Consider the following 18573-nt stretch of genomic DNA (forward strand, 5'->3'; position numbering starts at 1 on the left):
CGCCCTAGCTCCTGAGTACTCGTCCTCACTACTCCTAGGGGTGGTCAAGGAAGTCACCCTCTGGGAACTCTCTGACCACCCTCCCGGGTGGTCAGAGACGTCACCCAAGAGGGTGGTCGCAGGATTCGCCCTCTCATCGAGCACCTTCGCTGAGAGGGTGGTCGGAGACGTCACCCTCTTTGAGAAGGTCAGGAGATACCGCTGGCGGGTCCCGATCTGGGCTCGGTGGCCGTCTGGGACTCGGATCAGGCCGGCTGTGGTGATCTCCTTGACCGCGCGGGAGACGTTTCGGCGGATCGACCGGCGCCGCTTCTCGGCTTCGGGATCGTTCCGGTCTGGGAGGTCGTAGCCCAGCGTGAGCGCGAGGGGCTCCCAGCCCGCCCAGTAGGCGGGTTGGGAGTCGTTGTCTTTCGCGCTGAGGGCCATGCGGATGAGTACGAGCTTCGCGCTGTGCGAGAGATCCTTGCCGATGACGATGGCCTCGGCGATCAGACTCGCTCCCATTCCGCACCTCCCTTCGCTCGCGTGAGCAGGTTCAGCCCCTCGCCTGCGTCAGGCGGCCGTGCTCGCCGACTCGGCGCCGTGCGGACCGCTGGATCGACCGCATCACGTCCTTGCGGTCCCGGACGATGAAGGCGTCGGCGTCGGCGTACCCGCGCGCGTAGCCCAGGACGGCTCGTTGGTCAGCGATCTCGCGCCGTCGGTCCCGCCCGTGGCGGCGGTCGAGGTCACCGTGGACGTATGCGACGATGAACGGGTCATCGCCAAAGGGCTGCGCGTTGACGGTGTCGGTGGTGTCGTGGACGATGGTGTTCATGTCCTTCTCCTTGATGGGGGTTGGAACGTTGCCCTCGACGCCCTGGCCGGCGTCGGGGGCGTTCTTCTTGGTGCGGGTCTGCGTTGCCATCACGCGCTCGCCTTTCGCGCCTCGGCCTCGAACTGCGCCGAGATCCACGCCTCGAGCTCCGCGCGACGGAACATCCGGCGCCGACCGAGCTTCGCCGACGGCGCGAACCGGCCGACGCTGATGAGCCACCGAACGGTGGCCGGGCTGAGGCGCGTGATCTCCGCAGCCTCCTCGACTGTCACAAGGTCGCTCATCGCCGATCGGTCCTCCCTTGAAATCCCAGAATGTGCCGCTGTAGCCGTATGAACGAGAATACACGGCAAATCCCGAGACGCAAGGCACGTGCTGAACGTTGTGGGATACGCTGGTTCCTATGGACGCAGACGAAGCCACGAGGCGCATCCCGCAGCCAACACCCGAGGAGCACTTCAGAGGCGAGATGAAGCGCCTGCGGGAGGTGCAGGGCATCAACCAGACTGACCTCGCGCGGGCGCTCCGCGATGCGGGTCTGTCGTTCCATCAATCCACGGTGGCGAAGATCGAGACCGGCGAACGGCCGGTGCGGCTAGAGGAGGCGTACGCGATAGCCCGCGCCCTCGGCAGCCACGTTGACTCGATGGTTAGGGGCCGCGGTGAGGCGCTCTGGCTGTTGGAGCAGTCACACAGGGACGTGCAGCAGGCCTACGAGGACATCAAAGACGCGGTGGTGCGCTTCGAGGGCGGGCGCGAGGGTCTCAAGTTCGAGATCGAGCAAGCGTTGCAGTCCGGAAGGATCGACGAGGGTTCCGCTGGGATCTACGGCGCCATCGTCGACGCGACACCGGTAGCCGCGCTGGAAGAAGCGCTCTCGCAACTCGAGGCGGACCTCGATCACGAGCGACACCTTGAGCACAACCGGCCATCCTGGGGATTGATCGATCGAGTCGAGGAGCGGATCGCCCGATTCCGCGAGAGCGCCGACAAGTACGTCGACGGGGCGGCGGACGATTCGGATGCTGGTGGTGACGCCGATGGCAAGCATCCAGAAGCGTGACAACGGCCGCTGGCGGGCCCGGTACCGGGACGCCGCCGGTCGCGAGCACGCGCGGCACTTCGACCGGAAGGCCGACGCTCAGGGGTGGCTCGACGAGGTCACCGCGTCGATCGTGACCGGCACGTACACGGACCCGTCGAAGGCGAAGGTGACCGTGGGGGAGTGGTGCGATTCCTGGCTCGAGGGTTACAGCGTGAAGAAGGCCTCGACGGTGAGGCAGGCGCGCACGCACATCGCGCAGATCAAGGCCGGGCTTGGTGGCCACCGGCTTCAAGGGCTGCGGGCGTCGCACGTGAAGACGTGGGTGGCGTCGTTGAAGGACGGAGGAGCGGCTCAGTCCTACGTGTACGCGCTGCACGCCCGCCTATCTCAGATCCTCACGGACGCGGTGCACGACGGGATGATCCCGCGGAACCCGTGCTCGCGGCGGACGGCGCCGCCGGCGGGGAAGCAGCGGGCATTCATCGCGTCGACGGAGCAGGTGTGGGCGCTGCACGACGCGATGCCGGTCGAGCTGCGTCCGGCGGTCCTCCTGGGTGCGTTCGTGGGGTTGCGGACGGCGGAGGTGTGCGGGCTGCGAGTCGTCGACATCGACTTCATGCGCGGCGTCATCTCGCCGACGGTCCAGTACCCAGCTGAGCCGCTCAAGACGGACGAGTCGAAGAACCCGCTACCGATCGCACGCGAGCTCGCCCTCGAGCTGGCGTCGCACCTCAAGGAGCATCCGTCGGACGGGACGTTCCTGACCACCGAGCTACAGGAGCAGGTCGGTCCGTGGCAGCTCACTCGTGCCGTGCGTGACGCCCGTGTCGCGGCCGGGCTGCCGGCCGTGTTCCGGTTCCACGACCTGCGGCACTACTACGCGTCGCTGCTCATCGCGGCGGGTGCGGACGTAAAGGTGGTGCAGGCGCGGCTACGGCACGCGTCCGCGAAGACGACGCTCGACACCTACGCCCACCTGTGGCCGGACACAGAAGAGTCCACACGAGCCGCCGTTGGTGCAGTGTTGGCGGCTCGTGCGGACTCTCTGCGGACTGCAGCATCGTCCGGCTAGCGTCTGCGCAGGTCAGACGCAGAGTGCCGATCAGATGTCGTAGTAGAGCTCGAACTCGTGGGGGTGCGGGCGCAGGCGGATCGGGTCGATCTCGTTGGTGCGCTTGTAGTCGATCCACGTCTGGATGAGGTCCGGCGTGAACACGTCGCCCTGCGTGAGGAACTCGTGGTCGGCCTCGAGGTTGTCCAGCGCCTCGGCGAGCGAGCCGGGGACCTGCTGGATCTGCGCGTGCTCCTCGGGCGGCAGCTCGTACAGGTCCTTGTCGATCGGCTCCGGCGGCTCGATGCGGTTCTTGATGCCGTCGATGCCGGCGAGGAGCTGCGCGGCGAACGCGAGGTACGGGTTGGCCGACGGGTCCGGCACGCGGAACTCGACGCGCTTCGCGGCGGCGGACGAGCCGGTCACCGGGATGCGGATGCACGCGGAGCGGTTGCGGGCCGAGTAGACCAGGTTGACCGGGGCCTCGTAGCCCGGGACCAGGCGGTGGTAGGAGTTCACCGACGGGTTCGTGAACGCGAGGAGCGACGGGGCGTGCTTGAGCAGGCCGCCGATGTACCAGCGCGCGAGGTCGGAGAGACCGCCGTAGCCCTTCTCGTCGAAGAACAGCGGCTTGCCGTCCTTCCAGAGGGACTGGTGGGAGTGCATGCCCGAGCCGTTGTCGCCGAAGATCGGCTTCGGCATGAACGTGACGGACTTGCCGGCCTCGAACGCCTCGTTGCGGATGACGTACTTGAACTTCATCAGGTCGTCGGCCGCGTGCAGCAGCGTGTTGAAGCGGTAGTTGATCTCCTGCTGGCCCGCGGTGCCCACCTCGTGGTGCGCGCGCTCGACCTCGAGGCCCACCTGCTCCAGCGTCGCGCACATGTCGTCGCGCAGGTCCGCGAAGCGGTCGGACGGGGAGACGGGGAAGTAGCCGCCCTTGTAGCGCGTCTTGTACGCGAGGTTGCCACCCTCCTCCTCGCGGCCCGTGTTCCACGCGGCCTCGATCGAGTCGAGGTAGTAGAAGCTCGAGTGCTGGTTCGTCGCGAAGCGCGCCTCGTCGAAGAGGTAGAACTCGGCCTCGGGCGCGAAGAACGCGGTGTCGGCGATGCCGGTGGAGCGCAGGTACGCCTCGGCCTTGGCCGCGATGTTGCGGGGGTCGCGCGAGTACGGCTCACCCGTGAACGGGTCGACGATCGAGAAGTTCACGACCAGCGTCTTGCGCTTGCGGAACGGGTCCACGAACGCGGTCTTGACGTCCGGCACGAGCTTCATGTCCGACTCGTGGATCGCCTGGAAGCCGCGGATCGACGACCCGTCGAACATCAGGCCGTCCTCGAACGCCTTCTCGTCGAACTGCGAGACGGGGATGTTGAAGTGCTGCATGATGCCGGGCAGGTCGCAGAACCGGACGTCGACGAACTCGACGCCCTCGTTCCGCGTGAAGGCGATTGCCTCCTCCGCGTTGTTGAACATCCGTTGCTCCTTGATCGGGTGGTGCCGTCGGGCTGCGCGGCGAACCTGCCGCTGACGTGGCGCCCACGAACCTAGGCCGAGGCGGTTTCCCCGCCGTGTACCCATTGTTTCGGTCGTGTTACGTCCCGCGTCCCCGTGTGACGTTCGTGCTACACGAGGGCACGCGGCAGCCGCCGGCGGGCGGTGTGCCGTTCGGCACGATACCGCCGTGCGCCCCCGAACCGTCGAGGCCGTCCACCGACCGGCACGTACCCTGGTCCCGTGGTTTCACGCGAGGACATGGGTTCGTGGCTCGAGGGCACCCCGGGCGGTCAGCAGGACGGTCGCGGCGCGCGGCTCGGGCTACCGCCGGACGGACCGGGTTCGCTCGCGACCCTGGGGCGGCGCGTCGTCGCGCTCGTCATCGACTGGGTGCTCGCGACGCTCGTCGCGTTCCTCTTCTTCCGGCCCGCCGTGCCGGGCTTCTTCGAGGGCATCTCGGCTCTGCCGGTCTGGTCGCAGCCGCTGGTCTTCGCGATCGAGAACGTCCTGCTGGTCAGCACGCTGGGCTTCACGGTCGGGCACCGCGTCATGGGAATGCGGGTCCGTCGACTGGCCGAGCCCGCACGCATGGTCGGCATCGGCCGCGGCGTGCTGCGCACGGTGCTGCTGTGCCTCGTCATCCCCGCGGTGGTGTGGGACGCCGACGGGCGCGGGCTCCACGACCGTGCGGCCGGCACCGTCCTGGTCCGCACCTGACGCTGGTCCGACCACGGCTGGTCCGCGACCAGCGTCCCGCCGCAGAGTCCTCCGGACGACGACGCCCGGCCGGTGAGGAGCGATCCTCGCCCGGCCGGGCGTCGTCGTGCAGCAGGAGAGGGTCGGTCAGCGACCCTTGAGGCCCTTGCGGTCCGGGCGCGCACGCGTCGGGTCGATGCCCTTGGGGATCGGCAGGCGCGAGACTCCCAGGGCGCGCAGTCGCTTGGACACCTCGGCCGTCTCCGGCTTGGTGAGCGACGGCTTGAGCTTCTGGACGGCGCGCGGGAGCTTGGGGAGCGCGACCTGCCCCTCCTCGTCGCCGACCTGGATCGTCGTGATCGGCACGTTCGGCAGCACGCGCGCGACGCGCTTGCGCTCGGCGTCGAGCTGACGCTTCGCGCGGTGCGCCGGGCCCTCGCTCACGAGGACGACGCCGGCCCGGCCGACGCCGCGGAACACGAGGTCCTGCGTGCGCGGGTCGATCGCGACGGGCTCCTCGTCGAACGTCCAGCCTCGGCGGATCGTCCCGAGCGCAGCGCGCGCCGCGCCGGGCTGACCCTCGATCTGCTGGTACGCCGCGCGCTCGGCGCGGCGCGTGAGGACGAACATCGCGCCCAGCGCGGCGAACGGGATACCGACGATGAGCGTGTAGACCCACTGGCCCCACCACAGGCCGATGCCCAGAGCGACGGCGAGGATGCCGACGAACACGCCGAGCATGACCCACGTGACCGCGGGGTCCTGCTTGCGCGTCATCTGGTACGCGGCCCACACCTGGTGGTACCAGCGCTGCTTCTTGGGCTTCTTCTGCTTCGCGACCTGCTCGCCGGCGGCGGGCGCGCCGGTGCTGTCCGAGTTCTTGCGGGCCATGCGGGTCAGTCTAGTGGGGCGAGCGGGCCAGCAGGCTCGCGGCCTCCTGGCGGGACGTCGTCGGCTCGGCGAGGTGCGCGAGCGCCGCGGGGATCTCCATGCCGCGGCGCGTCATGGCCTGGCCCCACAGGCGTCCCGCGCGGTACGACGACCGCACGAGCGGGCCGGACATGACGCCGAGGAAGCCGATCTCCTCCGCGGCGTCCGACAGCTCGACGAACTCCTCGGGCTTGACCCACCGGTCCACCGGGTGGTGGCGCAGCGACGGGCGCAGGTACTGGGTGATCGTCACGAGGTCGCAGCCGGCGTCGTGCAGGTCCTGGAGCGCGTCCTTGGCCTCGTCGATCGTCTCGCCCATGCCGAGGATGATGTTCGACTTGGTCACCAGGCCGGCCTCGCGCGCCCGCGTGAGCACGGACAGCGAGCGCTCGTAGCGGAAGCCGGGACGGATCTGCTTGAAGATGCGCGGCACGGTCTCGAGGTTGTGCGCGAGCACCTCGGGGCGCGACGCGTTCACCTCGTCGAGCAGCTCGGGGATCGCGTTGAAGTCGGGGATGAGCAGCTCGACGCCCGTGCCCGGGTTGAGCTGGTGGATCTGGCGGACGGTCTCCGCGTAGAGCCACGCGCCGCCGTCGGGCAGGTCGTCACGCGCGACGCCTGTGATCGTCGAGTAGCGCAGGCCCATCGCCTGGACGGACTCCGCGACGCGACGCGGCTCGTCGGCGTCGAAGTCGGCCGGCTTGCCCGTGTCGATCTGGCAGAAGTCGCACCGCCGCGTGCACTGGTCGCCGCCGATGAGGAACGTCGCCTCGCGGTCCTCCCAGCACTCGAAGATGTTGGGACAGCCCGCCTCCTCACAGACCGTGTGGAGACCTTCGCGCTTCACGAGCCCCTTGAGCTCGGAGTACTCCGGGCCCATGGTCGCGCGGGTCTTGATCCACTCGGGCTTCTTCTCGATCGGCGTCGCGGCGTTGCGGGCCTCGACCCGCAGCATGCGCCGTCCTTCAGGTGCGATCGTCACGGGTGTCTCCCGGTCGTCGTGGCGAGTGAGTGCCGACGTCGCGCCGAGCAGGCAGGTGGGCGGCGCACCGTTCGGGTGCGCGTGCCCTGGTACGACGCCGGACTCCGGTCAGACTACGCGCTCGCGCTCGTCGTCTCCCGCGCGTTGCTCACCCTGTGGACGTGACGTCAACGACACCCCGGTCACGACGAGCAGGACCGCCGCGACGACGGGCAGCGAGAAGGCGGTCGTCGTCGAGACGGCGTCGGCGAGCGCGCCGCCCCCCGACGCGCCCATCGCGACGCCGACGACGTTCGCGCTCGCCACGAGCGTCATGGCCGACGCCGTCCTCCCGGCGGGCGCGCGCTCGCCGGCGACGGTGAACACCGTGACCATGACGGGCCCGACGAACAGTCCGGTCGCGGCGACCGCGACGACGACCGCCGTCAGCGAGCCGCTCGCGGCGGCGAGGACAAGGCTGAGCGTGCCCGCCACGAGCCCGGTGGCGAACGTGATCCACCGGCTGCGCAGGCCCCAGCGACGGGGGAGCGCGACGACCGACAGGGCAGTGACGGCCGAGCCCACGCCCATCACGGCGTAGACGAGGCCCGCGCTCCCGGGCACGCCCGCGTCGCGGGTCAGTGCGGTGAGCGCGGCCTGGGTCCCGCCGAAGAGCAGGCCCATCGCGAGCATGCCGACGAGCACGACGGCCTCGCGCCGCACGAGCGCGAGCGTCCCGCCGTCGCCCGTGGCCGCGCTCGTCGTGCCCGTTCCCGTGTCGGACGAGGTGGCGGAGGCGTGGAGGGTCGCGCGCGCCGTCGGGTGGAGGGCGAACGCGGTGCCGAAGACGGCGATGCCTCCCGCCGCGACGAGGACCGCCACCTGGGGCGAGCCGGCCGAGGCGAGCACCCCGACGAGCGCGGGCCCGAGCACGAAGCTCACCTCGTCGGCGGTGCTCTCGTAGCTCATCGCGGCCTCGACGGTGCGCGGCTCGTCGGCGGCGAGCCGGAGCCAGCGCACGCGCGCGAGCGGACCGACCTGCGGTGCGCTCGCTCCCGTCACCGCCGCGGCGGCCAGGACCGCCGCCGTCGCGCCGGGCGCGGAGGCGGCGAGCACGAGGCCGAGCACGGCGAGCGTCGCGACGGGGACGGCGACGAGCAGGACCGGGCGCTGACCGACGCGGTCGGCGAGCGCGCCCTGGGTCGGGCCGCCGAGCGCCGTGCCCAGCGCGGTCGCCGCCGAGGCGAGCCCGCCGAGCGCGACGGACCCCGTCGTCGACGACACGAGGAGCAGGGTCCCGATGGTGAGCATCGAGAAGGGGAGCCGGGCGAGGAACGCCACGGGGAGGAACGCTCGGCCCGCGAGCTGGGGCAGGCGGGCGTAGCCGCTGCGTGTCGGCGCGCCGGGGCGGGGTGGCGCAGGGAGAGGTGAGGTGGTGCGGGCGCGCGACGTCGGGCGCGCGGGGGTGGTGGTCATGCGGTCCAGGTCCTCGGGGTACGTCCTACCGCGCGCCGACCCACCCGTACTCCGGCGCGCGAGGATTCCCTGGAGTACCCAGCCTAGCCCGCGAGCGCGTCCTGCGGGACGGCGAGGTGGGCGGTGCCCGACGCGGTCGCGGCGAGCAGCGGCGCGAGCGATTCCTCCAGCGCGGCGACGAGCAGCGGCGCGACCTCGGCGAGCGTGACCTCGCGCCCGAGCTCGGCGGTGAGCGACGTCACGTCGGCGTCCTCGATGCCGCAGGGGACGATCCGGTCGAAGCGGGAGAGGTCGGGGACGCAGTTGAGGGCGAGCCCGTGCATCGTCACGCCCTTGGCGACGCGAACGCCGATCGCGCAGACCTTGCGCTCGCGGCGGGTCTCGTCGGCCGCGACCCACACTCCGCTGCGCCCCTCGACGCGCATCGTCACGAGGCCGAGCTGCGCGCACACGCCCATGACGGCCTCCTCGAGCGCGCGCACGTACGCGACGACGTCGACCGGCTCGGCGAGCCGCACGATCGGGTAGGCGACCTGCTGGCCCGGGCCGTGCCACGTGATCTTGCCACCGCGGTCGACGTCCACGACGGGCGTGCCGTCGTCGGGCCGCTCGTCACGGCGCGTGCGGCGGCCGGCGGTATAGACGGAGGGGTGCTCGACGAGGATCAGGGTGTCCGGGCGGGTGGTCGCGACGACGTCGTCGTGCACCGCGCGCTGGAGGTCCCAGGCCTCGTGGTACTCCGTGATCCCCGGCAGCGCGAGCAGGTCCATCGGCCCAGGCTAACCCTCCTCCTGGGGTGAGCGGGGGAGCGTCTTGAGGAGCGCGAGCAGGGCCTCGCGCAGCGCGACGACCTGCGCGTCGTCGAGCCCGCGCGTCGCGAGGTCCTCGGCGGGCCGGCGACGCGCCGCGGCGAGCCCGGCGTCGCGCCCGGCCGCGGTGATCGCGACGGCACGGCGGCGCCGGTCGGCGGGGTCGTCCGTGCGCGTCACGTACCCGGAGCGCTCGAGCCTCGCCACGACCCGGCTCATCGTCTGCTCGGTCACGCCCGACTCCTCGGCGAGCACGCGCTGCGAGCGCGGGCCGGCGAGCAGGTGCATGAGCACGGGGAAGCCCGCATGGTTGAGGTCCCACTTCCCGAGGTGGGCGTTCCACTCCCGCTCGATCCGGCGCGCGACGGCGAACAGGAGGCGGCCGGTGGCCCACTCCTCGGGATCTGTAGGGGTGGGGTCGCCGACGTCCGGGTCGGCGAACGGCCCGGTGCGGTCCCTCGGTGAGTGCTCCAACGTGCATTCCTCCCTCCACCATGGCACCATTCCTCAGCATGCTGAGCAATCGGACGGGCGGGTTCCTCCGCGGACTGATCATTGTCGCAGTCATCGGTCTGTGGATGGCGATCGGCGCACTGGGCGGCCAGGCGCAGGGTCAACTGAGCAGCGTGCAGACCAACGACGCCGCGGCGTTCCTCCCCGCGAGCGCCGAGTCGACGCGCGCCGCCGAGGTCGCGCAGGAGTTCACCGACTCCGAGACGCTGCCCGCGCTCGTCGTCGCGACCACGGGCGACGGCAGCGCTCTGACGCCCGACGACCTCGCCGCGCTCGACGCCTACGCGCAGGCCGTGCCAGGTGCGCCGCTCGAGGGCACGTCGGGCGACGAGCCCGCGACCGTGGGCGACGTCTCCGTCGCCGACCCCGTCGTCGTGCCGTCCGAGGACGGAGAGGCGGCGCTCGTCGTCGTCTCGCTGGACGCCTCCGTGGCGTCCGACCGGATCGGCGCCGACGAGGACAGCGTGAGCGAGCTCGCGGTCGGCGCGCTGCGCGACCTCGCCGCCGCGGACGCGTCCGAGGGCGGGCTCGCGGGCACCTCGCTCGACGTCTGGGTCACGGGGCCGGCCGGGTTCGTGGCCGACCTCGTCACCGCGTTCGGCGGGATCGACACCGTGCTCCTGCTCGTCGCGCTCGGCGCCGTGCTCGTGATCCTCGCGATCGTCTACCGGTCGCCGATCCTGCCGTTCCTCGTCATCCTCACGGCCGTGCTCGCGCTCACGCTGGCGGGCCTCGTCGTCTACCACCTCGCCGCGGCCGACATCCTCACGCTCAACGGGCAGTCGCAGGGCATCCTCTCGATCCTCGTCGTCGGCGCCGCCGTCGACTACTCGTTGCTCGTCGTCGCGCGGTACCGGGAGGAGCTGCGCCTCGTCCGCTCGACCACGACGGCGCTGCGCCGCGCCGTGCGCGCGTCCGTCGAGCCGATCGCGGCGAGCGCCGGGACGGTGATCGCGGGCCTGCTGTGCCTCCTGCTCTCCGACCTGTCGTCGAACCGCAGCCTGGGTCCCGTCGCTGCGATCGGCATCGCCGCGGCGTTCGTCGCCGCGCTCACCCTCCTCCCCGCGCTCCTGCTCGTCGCGGGTCAGCGGTCGCGCGCGCTGTTCTGGCCGCGCATGCCCCGGTACGAGGGCACGCACGCGGAGCACGAGGGCGGCGCGGCGGACGCGCAGACCCCCGAGAGCGACGACGCGGTGAGTGTCGAGGGGCACGGCGTGTGGTCGCGCGTCGCGAGCTTCGTGGGACGGCACGACCGGCGCGTGTGGGTCGTCACGGCGCTCGTGCTCGCCGCGTGCGCGGCGTTCGTCCCGACGCTCGACGCCGAGGGCACCGGCGACTCGGAGGTGTTCCTCGCGGACGTCGACTCCGTCGCCGGCGAGGAGGCGCTCACCGAGCACTTCGAGGGGGTCTCCGCCCAGCCCGCGATCGTCGTCGCCCCGGAGGCGGACCTCGACGCGGTCGTCGCGGCGGCCGAGGGCACGGAGGGCGTCGCCGCGGCGACCCCCGTCACGGACCAGCCCGCCGTCGCCCCCGGCGCGCCCGCGCAGGGCGACCCGGTCGTGGTCGACGGGCAGGTGCGCGTCGACGTCACCACGGACGCGCCGTCCGACAGCCAGGAGGCCGTCGAGACGGTCTCGGCGCTCCGCGACGCCGTGCACGACGTCTCGCCCGAGGCCGTCGTCGGCGGCGCGGCTGCCGAGCGCCTCGACACCCAGCTCGCGGGCCAGCGCGACCTGCGGATCATCGTGCCGGTCGTCCTCGCCGTGATCCTGCTCATCCTCGTCCTGCTGCTGCGGTCGATCGTCGCGCCGGTCCTGCTCATGCTCGCCAACGTGCTGTCGTTCGGCGCCGCGCTCGGCGTCGCCGCGATCGTCTTCAACCACGTGCTCGACTTCCCGGGCGCCGACCCGGCCGTCCCCCTCTACGCGTTCTGCTTCCTCGTCGCGCTCGGGGTCGACTACTCGATCTTCCTCATGACGCGCGTGCGGGAGGAGAGCCTGCGTGTCGGGACGCGGCGCGGAGTGCTGCGCGGTCTCGCGGTCACCGGGTCGGTCATCACGTCCGCGGGCGTCGTCCTCGCGACGACGTTCGCCGCGCTCGGCATCATCCCGCTCCTGTTCCTCGCCCAGCTCGCGTTCATCGTCGCGTTCGGCGTCCTCGTCGACACGCTCGTCGTGCGGTCGCTGCTCGTACCCGCGCTCGTGCACGACGTCGGCCGCCGGGCCTGGTGGCCGAGCGCGCTCGGGCGCACCGACCGGGGGCCCCGGGAGCAGGGTCAGCCTGCGGGGACGGGCTCGGGTCAGCCTGCGGGGACGGGCTCGGCCGGGCAGTCCTCGAGCACGCGCGCCATCGCCTCGGACTCCGACGGCGTCACAGAGAGCTCGTAGACCGTCTTCACCGCGATCTGCCGCGCCACGTACGGGCAGCGGAACGCGTGGTTCGGGGGCAGCCACGCCGACGCGTCGCGCGCGCCCTTGGACTGGTTCGCGGGGCCGTCGGACGCGAGCAGGTTGAGCGGGTCGTTGGCGAACTGCCGGCGCGTCTCGTCGTCCCAGGCTCGCGCCCCCTTGCGCCACGCGTCCATCAGCGGGACCACGTGGTCGATCTGGACGGCCATGCTCGTCGCGTTGCCGCGGCGGAAGTCGATGGTCTCGCCGGTGTACGGGTCCTGGAACGTGCCCGTCCGCACCTCGCAGACCTCGCCCCGCGTCGAGAAGGTGAGGTCGGTGAGGTCGCGGGCGAGGATGTCGTTGCGGGTGTCGCACCCGTTGCCGTCGACGTCCGCCCACGCGGGACCGAAGAGCTCCCGCTCGTAGCCCGTGTCCGGGCCGGGACCCTTGACCTCGAGCCGCGCCAGCGCCTCGAGCGCGCTGCCCGGGGCGGGGTCAGGCTCGTCGTCGGCGGCGACCGACTGCTGGTTGATGACGTTCGCGACCACGATGGCGATCGCCAGCGCGATCAGGACGTAGCGCAGGACGCTCCGACGAGGGACGCGACGGCTCGTGGTGCTCAAGGGACGACCTTCCCGAAACCGATTCTCGGCCCGACCCGCGCGAGACGGTACGCAGCGCTCCATACCGGACCAACGCGCACATTCTGCCAGGTTGCGAAGAGTGCTCGGACCACTCCGCAGGGCCCCGTCGGTACCGGCCGGCGGCACGGCTAGATTGGTCGGCATGGACACCGCCGCGCGCACGCTCAGGGTCGGGATCGTCGGGTACGGAGGAGCGGGTCGCGGCATCCACGCGCGCCTCGTCCGCGAGGCCGGGCACGTCGTCACGGCGGTCGTCGTCCGGTCGCCCGAGCGCCGCGCCGCCGCGGCCGAGGACTGGCCCGACGTGCACCTGCACGACGACCTCGACGCGCTCCTCGCCGACCGGACGGCCTACGACGTCGTGGTCGTCGCGAGCCCGTCCGCCCTGCACGCCGACCACGCCACCGCGCTCGCCCGGGCCGGCGTGCCGGTCGTCGTCGACAAGCCGCTCGCGCTCGGCGCCGCGGCGTCCCGCGCCGTCGTGGACGCGGCCGAGGCAGCGGGTGCGCCCCTCACCGTCTTCCAGAACCGCCGTTGGGACCCCGAGCAGCTCACGCTGCGCTCCGTGCTCGAGCGCGGCGAGATCGGTCGCATCCACACGTTCGAGCGCCGGTGGGAGCGGTGGCGCCCCGTGCCCCAGCAGCGCTGGAAGGAGAACGACCTCGTCGGAGGCGGCCTCCTGCTCGACCTCGGGCCGCACCTCGTCGACTCCGCGACCCAGCTCTTCGGGCGCGTCACGGGCGTGTGGGCCGAGCTGCGCTCGCACACCACCCCGACCGAGGACGACGTGTTCCTCGTGCTCCACCACGAGCCCGACGCCGACGGGAACGCGGTCGTGAGCCGCCTCTGGGCCGGCTCCGTCGTCGGCGCCCCGGGGCCCCGCACGCGCGTGCTCGGCACGGCCGGCGCGTTCGTCGTCACGACGTTCGAGAACGACGCCTCGCCGTTCGAGGTCTTCGACGACGCCGCGCCCGAGGGCACGCTCGGCTGGGTCACGCGCGGGCGCGAGCGCGAGCCCGTCGCGCAGGCCCCGGGCGGTCACGCCGACTTCTACCGTGCCGTCGCGGCCTGGATCCTCGACGGGGGCCCCGTCCCCGTCGACCCGCACGACGCCGTCCGCACCGCCGAGGTCCTCGACGCCGCCCGCCGCAGCGCCCGCGAGGGTCGCCTCCTCGACGTCTGACGGCGCTCGGGAGAGCCCTGCTCGGCCGAGACAGAACCGTGGCCGCGCGAGGTAGAACCGTGGTTCCTGTGCGCGACGGCGTCCGACGGACCACGGTCCCGCCTCGGCCGACCTGGGTCCTCCCTCGGTGGGCGGACCGCGATCCGGCCTGTGGACAACGGCGCGTCGGGGTTCTCCGTGCGCTGAGATGAGTCATGCCGTCGTCGACGTCGCGCCAGCCGCGACCGCCTGTGGAGACCGTCGCGGACCTGGTGCCGGTGCTGGGCGCCGCGGGGTGGTCGGTCCGGCGGGAGCCCGGGGCACCCGGGGGCGTGGTGGCGCACGACGACGCCGGGTCCGTGTGCGAGGTCGCGCGGCTGGACGTGCCGGAGGGACCGGCGCTCCGTGCCGCGCTGGTCGAGCACCTGCACGCGCTCTCCGAGGACCATGAGCACCTCGTGGCGGTGCGTGATGTCGTCGAGGCGGGGGAGTCGTCGCTCGTGGTCCTCACCGACCACGTGGAGGGCCTGCGGCTCGACGAGCTCACAGCGGCCCGGGAACCGTTCCGGGCCGCCGAGGCGGTCACGGTGCTGGTCCCGGTCGCACAGGGCCTGGCTCGGCTCCATCGGGACGGGCGCGTGCACGGGAGCCTCGACGCGTCGTCGGTGGTCGTCACGCCGAGCGGGAGGGCGGTCCTGCGCCCGGCCCTGGCGCCCGCGCGGGGGACAGCCGCGGACGACGTGCGTGACCTCGCCCGGCTCGTGCTCGACCTCGTGCCACCTCCGGCGTCGAGCCACCCGTCCTACCAGGTGACCACCGACCCGGAGGAGGCGCGTGATCTCGCCGCGCTCCACGCCGAGCTCGCGGTCGCGCTGCGCGACGAGCCCTCCGCGCGCCCGGCCGCGGGGACCTTCGCCGCGCGCTGCTACGACGCCGTGGAGCCGCGTCCGGTCGTGATGCCCGACGCCGCGCGTCTCGTGGCGGGCGCGTTCGGTGGTCGGCGGACCGTGCGACCCGGCGTCGGGGGGTCGACCGCCGGCGGTCGCAGCGTGCGTGGCCGGACCAGGGCCGGCGGTCGGGGTGCTCGGGCCCGACGGCGGCGGACCCTCCGAGCGGTCGCCACGAGCGGGGGGATCCTCGTCGGGTGCGCGGTGCTCGTGGTGCTGCTGGTCCTCCTCGGCCCCTCCCGCACGACGACGCCCCTCGCCGACGAGCCGGCGCCGAGCGCGGCGACCACCACGGTCGAGCCGGACGCGAAGGCCGTGCTCGACCCCGACGACCCGGTCGGCGCCGCTCGCGCGCTCACCGCGCTCCGGCTCGCGCTGCTCACCGAGGGCGCGGGAGACCTGTCGTCGGTGGTGGTGGCGGGCTCGTCGGCGGAGGCGCGCGACGTCGCGGTGCTCGACGCGCTCGACGGCGTGGACGTGCTCGACGCCCGGGCGGAGGTCTTCGACGCGCGGCTCGGCGGGGACTGGTCACCCGCGCCGGCGGGGGCGGTGCCCACCGACGCGGTCGTCGAGGTGGACTACGCCGTCAGCGGGCATCGGCAGCGCACGGACGACGGCGAGCTGCACGTGCCCGCGACCCCGCGGACCACCGTCGTGCTCGTGCTCCGCTGGACCGACGACAGGTGGCGCGTCGCCGAGGTGCGGTGACGCGTACCGTCGCCGGCTCGGCCTGCCCGGCCCGGAAGGGCCGTCGGAGCAGGGAGTCAGCGGCGCTCCGCGACCCGTCGCGCGGCGTCGGCGAGGAGGGGGTCGGAGAAGCGGAACCCGCTCGCCTCGAGCACGCTCGGGAGGGCGCGCTGCGAGCCGAGGATGTCCGACGCGAGCTCGCCGAGCACGACGCGCAGCGCGACGGACGGGACCGCCAGCGCGGCCGGGCGGTGGAGCTCTCGCGCGAGCGCGCGCGTGATCTCCGCGTTCGTCGCCGGGTGCGGGGCGCAGAGGTTGACCGGGCCGTGCACGGGGGCGGTGAGCAGGTGGCGCAGCGCGTCGACCTCGTCGCGCAGCGTGATCCAGCTCCAGTACTGGGTACCGGGGCCAAGACGTCCACCGATGCCGAGCCGCAGCAGGGGCAGCAGCCTGCCGAGGGCGCCGCCCTCGGAGGACAGCACGATGCCCGTCCGGGCGTGCACGACGCGGACGCCCGCCTGCTCGGCGGGCGCCGTCGCGGCCTCCCACTCGCGCACGAGCCGGGCGAGGAACCCGTCGCCCGACGCCGACGTCTCGGTGAGCACCTGCGCGCCCCGGTCGCCGTAGTAGCCGATGGCGGAGCCCTGGACCCAGACGGGCGGCGGCGCGTCGAGAGCGGCGATGGTCCGGGCCAGGAGGCCGGTGGTCCGGGTCCGGGACGTGACCAGGGTGCGCTTGTACTCCGTGGTCCAGCGGTGGTCGCCGATCCCTGCGCCGGCGAGGTTCACGACGGCGTCGGCGCCCTCGAGCACGCGGGGGTCCAGGGTGCCTGCATCGGGGTCCCACTCGTGCTCGTCGGAGGTCTGCGGGGCACGACGGACGAGCCGGCGCACGTGGTGGCCGTCCTCGCGCAGCCGTTCGAGCAGCTCCGCACCGATGAATCCGTGCGAGCCCGCCACGACGATGTCCATGGGGCCACGCTACGGGGCCGCGACGGCCCTGCGCACCCGTGGAGCGGATCTTCTCTGCGGACCGACGCAGGGTCCGGCCACGAGAACGCCGAGAGGCCCCGACCATGACGGTCGAGACCTCCCGGCGGTGCCTCGGGGGAAGCAGCGTGTCAGAGGCCGACCTCGGCCTCGAACGCGCCCTCCTCGATGCGGTTCTTGATCGCCGTGAGGAACCGCGCGGCGTCCGCACCGTCGACCAGGCGGTGGTCGTAGGACAGGAAGATGAAGCACGTCGAGCGGATGCCGATCGTGTCGTTCCCGTCCGCGTCCGTCACGACCACCGCGCGCTTGGTGATGGTCCCCGTGCCGAGGATCGCCACCTGGCCGACCGGGACGATCGGCGTGTCGAAGACGGCGCCGCCCGAGCCGGTGTTGGTGATCGTGAACGTCCCGCCCGCGAGCTCGTCCGGCCCGACCTTGTTGGCGCGCGTGCGCGAGCCGAGGTCGGCGATCTTTCGCGCGATGCCGGCGAGGTTGAGGTCGCCCGCGTCCTTGATCACCGGGACGACGAGGCCGCGCTCGGTGTCGACCGCGATGCCGACGTTCTCCTGGCCGTGGTAGGTGATCTCGTCCTCGGCGAAGGTCGCGTTGATCTTCGGGTAGGCCTTGAGCGCCTCGACCGCGGCGAGCGTGAAGAACGGCAGGAACGTGAGGTTGGCACCCTCGCGCGCCTTGAAGTCGGCCTTCGCACGGTTGCGCAGCGCGGCGACGCGCGTGACGTCGACCTCGACCGCGGTCGTGAGCTGGGCCTGGGTGGTCAGCGCCTCGACCATGCGGCTCGCCACGAGCTTGCGCAGGCGGCTCGTCTTCTCGGTCGTGCCGCGCAGCGGCGAGACCGCCGGGACGGAAGCCTTCTTCGGGGCGCCACCGGCTGCGGGCGCCGCGGGAGCGGCTACCGGGGCGGCCTTGGCCTCCTCGGCCTTGCGGGCGGCCTCGAGGACGTCCTCCTTGCGGATACGGCCACCGACGCCGGTCCCCGAGAGGGTCGACAGGTCGACGCCCTTGTCCGCGGCGAGCTTGCGCACGAGCGGCGTGAGGTACGTGCCGCCCGCCTTGGCGGCCGGGGCCGGGGTCGCACCGGGAGCAGACGGCGCGGCCGGCTTCTCGGCGGCAGCGGGAGCGCTCGTCGCGGGGGCGGGCGTCTCCTCCTGCGCTGCCTGGGCCGGGACGTCCGCCTCGCTCGCGGGTGTGCGCGCCTCGGTCGGCGCCTCGGCGGGAGCGGACTCCTGCTTCGGTGCCTCCTGCGCGGGCTGCTCGGCCGGGGCCGCGGGGGCCGCGGCCGGGGCGGCGCCCGAACCGACGATCGCGAGCACGGTGCCGACCTCGACCGTCTCGTCCTCCTGGACGAGGATCTGCTGGACGGTGCCGGCCACGGGGGAGGGGACCTCGGTGTCGACCTTGTCGGTCGAGACCTCGAGCAGCGGCTCGTCGACCTCGACGGTGTCGCCGACCGACTTGAGCCACCGGGTCACGGTGCCCTCGGTGACGGACTCGCCGAGCGCGGGGAGCTTGATCTCCTCGCCGTCCCCGGAGGACTGCGGCGCCGGCGCGGCCTGCTGGGCGGGCGCGGGCTCGGCGGGGGCCTCCTGCGCGGCGGGCTGCGCCGGCTCGGGCTCCGGCGCGGCCTGGGGCGCGGGCTCCTCGGCCGCCGCGGGGGCGGGCGCGGCGTCGCCGCCGCCGGAGCCGTCGCCGATCACGGCGAGGTCGGTACCGACCTCCACGGTCTCGTCCTCCTGGACGAGGATCTGCTCGAGCACGCCCGCGACGGGCGAGGGGATCTCGGTGTCGACCTTGTCGGTCGAGACCTCGAGCAGCGGCTCGTCGACGGCGACGGTGTCGCCGACCGACTTGAGCCAACGGGTGACGGTGCCTTCGGTGACGGACTCGCCGAGGGCCGGCATCTGCACGTTCTCAGACATGACCTGCCTGGTCTCCTTC

General features: G+C 72.8%; 18 protein-coding genes. 6 read left to right on the plus strand and 12 right to left on the minus strand.

Annotation, left to right across the window (positions count from 1 at the left end; translation table 11 throughout):
- From AC6CH9_RS20055 to AC6CH9_RS20065, 3 genes are all read right to left on the minus strand, one after another.
- A partial coding sequence (locus AC6CH9_RS20055; RefSeq protein WP_498156474.1) for a hypothetical protein occupies positions 1–504 on the minus strand: 504 nt, incomplete at its 3' end.
- 31 nt (positions 505–535) lie between these two features.
- Complete coding sequence (locus tag AC6CH9_RS20060) at positions 536–907, minus strand: hypothetical protein (RefSeq protein WP_498156475.1); 372 nt, start codon at positions 905–907, stop codon at positions 536–538.
- Positions 907–1101, minus strand: coding sequence for a helix-turn-helix domain-containing protein (locus AC6CH9_RS20065; RefSeq protein ID WP_498156476.1), 195 nt, complete (start codon positions 1099–1101; stop codon positions 907–909). The genes AC6CH9_RS20060 and AC6CH9_RS20065 overlap by 1 nt, the downstream gene beginning before the upstream one ends.
- Before the next feature lie 119 nt (positions 1102–1220).
- Here AC6CH9_RS20065 and AC6CH9_RS20070 point away from each other — a divergent pair, with 119 nt between their 5' ends.
- Both AC6CH9_RS20070 and AC6CH9_RS20075 read left to right on the plus strand, forming a co-directional pair.
- Complete coding sequence (locus AC6CH9_RS20070; RefSeq protein WP_498156477.1) at positions 1221–1880, plus strand: helix-turn-helix transcriptional regulator; 660 nt, start codon at positions 1221–1223, stop codon at positions 1878–1880.
- Positions 1858–2934 (plus strand): tyrosine-type recombinase/integrase, encoded by a 1077-nt coding sequence (locus AC6CH9_RS20075; protein WP_498156478.1) that lies wholly within the window; start codon positions 1858–1860, stop codon positions 2932–2934. The genes AC6CH9_RS20070 and AC6CH9_RS20075 overlap by 23 nt, the downstream gene beginning before the upstream one ends.
- Positions 2935–2964: 30 nt before the next feature.
- Here AC6CH9_RS20075 and glnA read toward each other — a convergent pair whose 3' ends face one another.
- On the minus strand, positions 2965–4389 hold the full coding sequence (glnA, locus tag AC6CH9_RS20080; protein ID WP_047233942.1) for a type I glutamate--ammonia ligase: 1425 nt from the start codon (positions 4387–4389) through the stop codon (positions 2965–2967).
- 261 nt (positions 4390–4650) lie between these two features.
- Between glnA and AC6CH9_RS20085 the strand changes: the two genes are divergently transcribed.
- On the plus strand, positions 4651–5127 hold the full coding sequence (locus AC6CH9_RS20085) for an RDD family protein (RefSeq protein ID WP_498156479.1): 477 nt from the start codon (positions 4651–4653) through the stop codon (positions 5125–5127).
- 126 nt (positions 5128–5253) lie between these two features.
- Here AC6CH9_RS20085 and AC6CH9_RS20090 read toward each other — a convergent pair whose 3' ends face one another.
- The 5 genes from AC6CH9_RS20090 to AC6CH9_RS20110 all read right to left on the minus strand — a co-directional run bounded on the left by AC6CH9_RS20090 (position 5254) and on the right by AC6CH9_RS20110 (position 9756).
- Positions 5254–5997 carry a DUF4191 domain-containing protein gene (locus AC6CH9_RS20090; RefSeq protein WP_047233940.1) on the minus strand — a complete coding sequence of 248 codons (744 nt, stop codon included), beginning with the start codon at positions 5995–5997 and terminating at the stop codon, positions 5254–5256.
- Between the two features lie 10 nt (positions 5998–6007).
- On the minus strand, positions 6008–7018 hold the full coding sequence (lipA, locus tag AC6CH9_RS20095; protein WP_168731714.1) for a lipoyl synthase: 1011 nt from the start codon (positions 7016–7018) through the stop codon (positions 6008–6010).
- A gap of 108 nt (positions 7019–7126) precedes the next feature.
- Positions 7127–8473: an MFS transporter gene (locus AC6CH9_RS20100; RefSeq protein WP_498156480.1), complete on the minus strand. Its 1347-nt coding sequence runs from the start codon at positions 8471–8473 to the stop codon at positions 7127–7129.
- An 83-nt stretch (positions 8474–8556) separates the two neighbouring features.
- The gene (lipB, locus tag AC6CH9_RS20105) at positions 8557–9243 is read right to left on the minus strand and encodes a lipoyl(octanoyl) transferase LipB (protein ID WP_498156481.1); all 687 of its coding nucleotides are present in this window, start codon (positions 9241–9243) and stop codon (positions 8557–8559) included.
- Positions 9244–9252: 9 nt separating this feature from the next.
- On the minus strand, positions 9253–9756 hold the full coding sequence (locus AC6CH9_RS20110) for a MarR family winged helix-turn-helix transcriptional regulator (RefSeq protein WP_498156482.1): 504 nt from the start codon (positions 9754–9756) through the stop codon (positions 9253–9255).
- Positions 9757–9794: 38 nt separating this feature from the next.
- On the opposite strand from AC6CH9_RS20110, the gene AC6CH9_RS20115 reads away from it, so the two are divergent.
- Positions 9795–12182: an MMPL family transporter gene (locus AC6CH9_RS20115; protein WP_498156483.1), complete on the plus strand. Its 2388-nt coding sequence runs from the start codon at positions 9795–9797 to the stop codon at positions 12180–12182.
- On the opposite strand, the gene AC6CH9_RS20120 is transcribed toward AC6CH9_RS20115, so the two are convergent.
- Positions 12095–12808: an HNH endonuclease family protein gene (locus tag AC6CH9_RS20120; RefSeq protein WP_498156484.1), complete on the minus strand. Its 714-nt coding sequence runs from the start codon at positions 12806–12808 to the stop codon at positions 12095–12097. The genes AC6CH9_RS20115 and AC6CH9_RS20120 overlap by 88 nt on opposite strands.
- A 163-nt stretch (positions 12809–12971) precedes the next feature.
- Between AC6CH9_RS20120 and AC6CH9_RS20125 the strand changes: the two genes are divergently transcribed.
- Positions 12972–14012, plus strand: coding sequence for a Gfo/Idh/MocA family protein (locus tag AC6CH9_RS20125; RefSeq protein ID WP_498156485.1), 1041 nt, complete (start codon positions 12972–12974; stop codon positions 14010–14012).
- A gap of 194 nt (positions 14013–14206) precedes the next feature.
- A complete protein-coding gene (locus AC6CH9_RS20130; protein WP_498156486.1) occupies positions 14207–15646 on the plus strand; it encodes a serine/threonine-protein kinase in 1440 nt (479 codons plus the stop codon).
- A gap of 56 nt (positions 15647–15702) precedes the next feature.
- On the opposite strand, the gene AC6CH9_RS20135 is transcribed toward AC6CH9_RS20130, so the two are convergent.
- A complete protein-coding gene (locus AC6CH9_RS20135; protein ID WP_498156487.1) occupies positions 15703–16596 on the minus strand; it encodes a TIGR01777 family oxidoreductase in 894 nt (297 codons plus the stop codon).
- A gap of 149 nt (positions 16597–16745) precedes the next feature.
- Positions 16746–18554 carry a 2-oxoglutarate dehydrogenase, E2 component, dihydrolipoamide succinyltransferase gene (sucB, locus tag AC6CH9_RS20140; RefSeq protein ID WP_498156488.1) on the minus strand — a complete coding sequence of 603 codons (1809 nt, stop codon included), beginning with the start codon at positions 18552–18554 and terminating at the stop codon, positions 16746–16748.
- Positions 18555–18573: the final 19 nt, after the last annotated feature.

Source organism: Cellulosimicrobium sp. GQ32, assembly GCF_059758455.1.

Bases quoted from the DNA above. Each gene is read 5' to 3' on its own strand.
- sucB (WP_498156488.1), bottom strand. From the start codon at position 18,554: ATGTCTGAGAACGTGCAGATGCCGGCCCTCGGCGAGTCCGTCACCGAA.
- AC6CH9_RS20100 (WP_498156480.1), bottom strand. From the start codon at position 8,473: ATGACCACCACCCCCGCGCGCCCGACGTCGCGCGCCCGCACCACCTCA.
- AC6CH9_RS20090 (WP_047233940.1), bottom strand. From the start codon at position 5,997: ATGGCCCGCAAGAACTCGGACAGCACCGGCGCGCCCGCCGCCGGCGAG.
- AC6CH9_RS20070 (WP_498156477.1), top strand. From the start codon at position 1,221: ATGGACGCAGACGAAGCCACGAGGCGCATCCCGCAGCCAACACCCGAG.
- AC6CH9_RS20065 (WP_498156476.1), bottom strand. From the start codon at position 1,101: ATGAGCGACCTTGTGACAGTCGAGGAGGCTGCGGAGATCACGCGCCTC.
- AC6CH9_RS20060 (WP_498156475.1), bottom strand. From the start codon at position 907: ATGGCAACGCAGACCCGCACCAAGAAGAACGCCCCCGACGCCGGCCAG.
- AC6CH9_RS20115 (WP_498156483.1), top strand. From the start codon at position 9,795: ATGCTGAGCAATCGGACGGGCGGGTTCCTCCGCGGACTGATCATTGTC.
- AC6CH9_RS20130 (WP_498156486.1), top strand. From the start codon at position 14,207: ATGCCGTCGTCGACGTCGCGCCAGCCGCGACCGCCTGTGGAGACCGTC.
- AC6CH9_RS20075 (WP_498156478.1), top strand. From the start codon at position 1,858: ATGGCAAGCATCCAGAAGCGTGACAACGGCCGCTGGCGGGCCCGGTAC.
- lipB (WP_498156481.1), bottom strand. From the start codon at position 9,243: ATGGACCTGCTCGCGCTGCCGGGGATCACGGAGTACCACGAGGCCTGG.
- AC6CH9_RS20125 (WP_498156485.1), top strand. From the start codon at position 12,972: ATGGACACCGCCGCGCGCACGCTCAGGGTCGGGATCGTCGGGTACGGA.
- glnA (WP_047233942.1), bottom strand. From the start codon at position 4,389: ATGTTCAACAACGCGGAGGAGGCAATCGCCTTCACGCGGAACGAGGGC.
- AC6CH9_RS20135 (WP_498156487.1), bottom strand. From the start codon at position 16,596: ATGGACATCGTCGTGGCGGGCTCGCACGGATTCATCGGTGCGGAGCTG.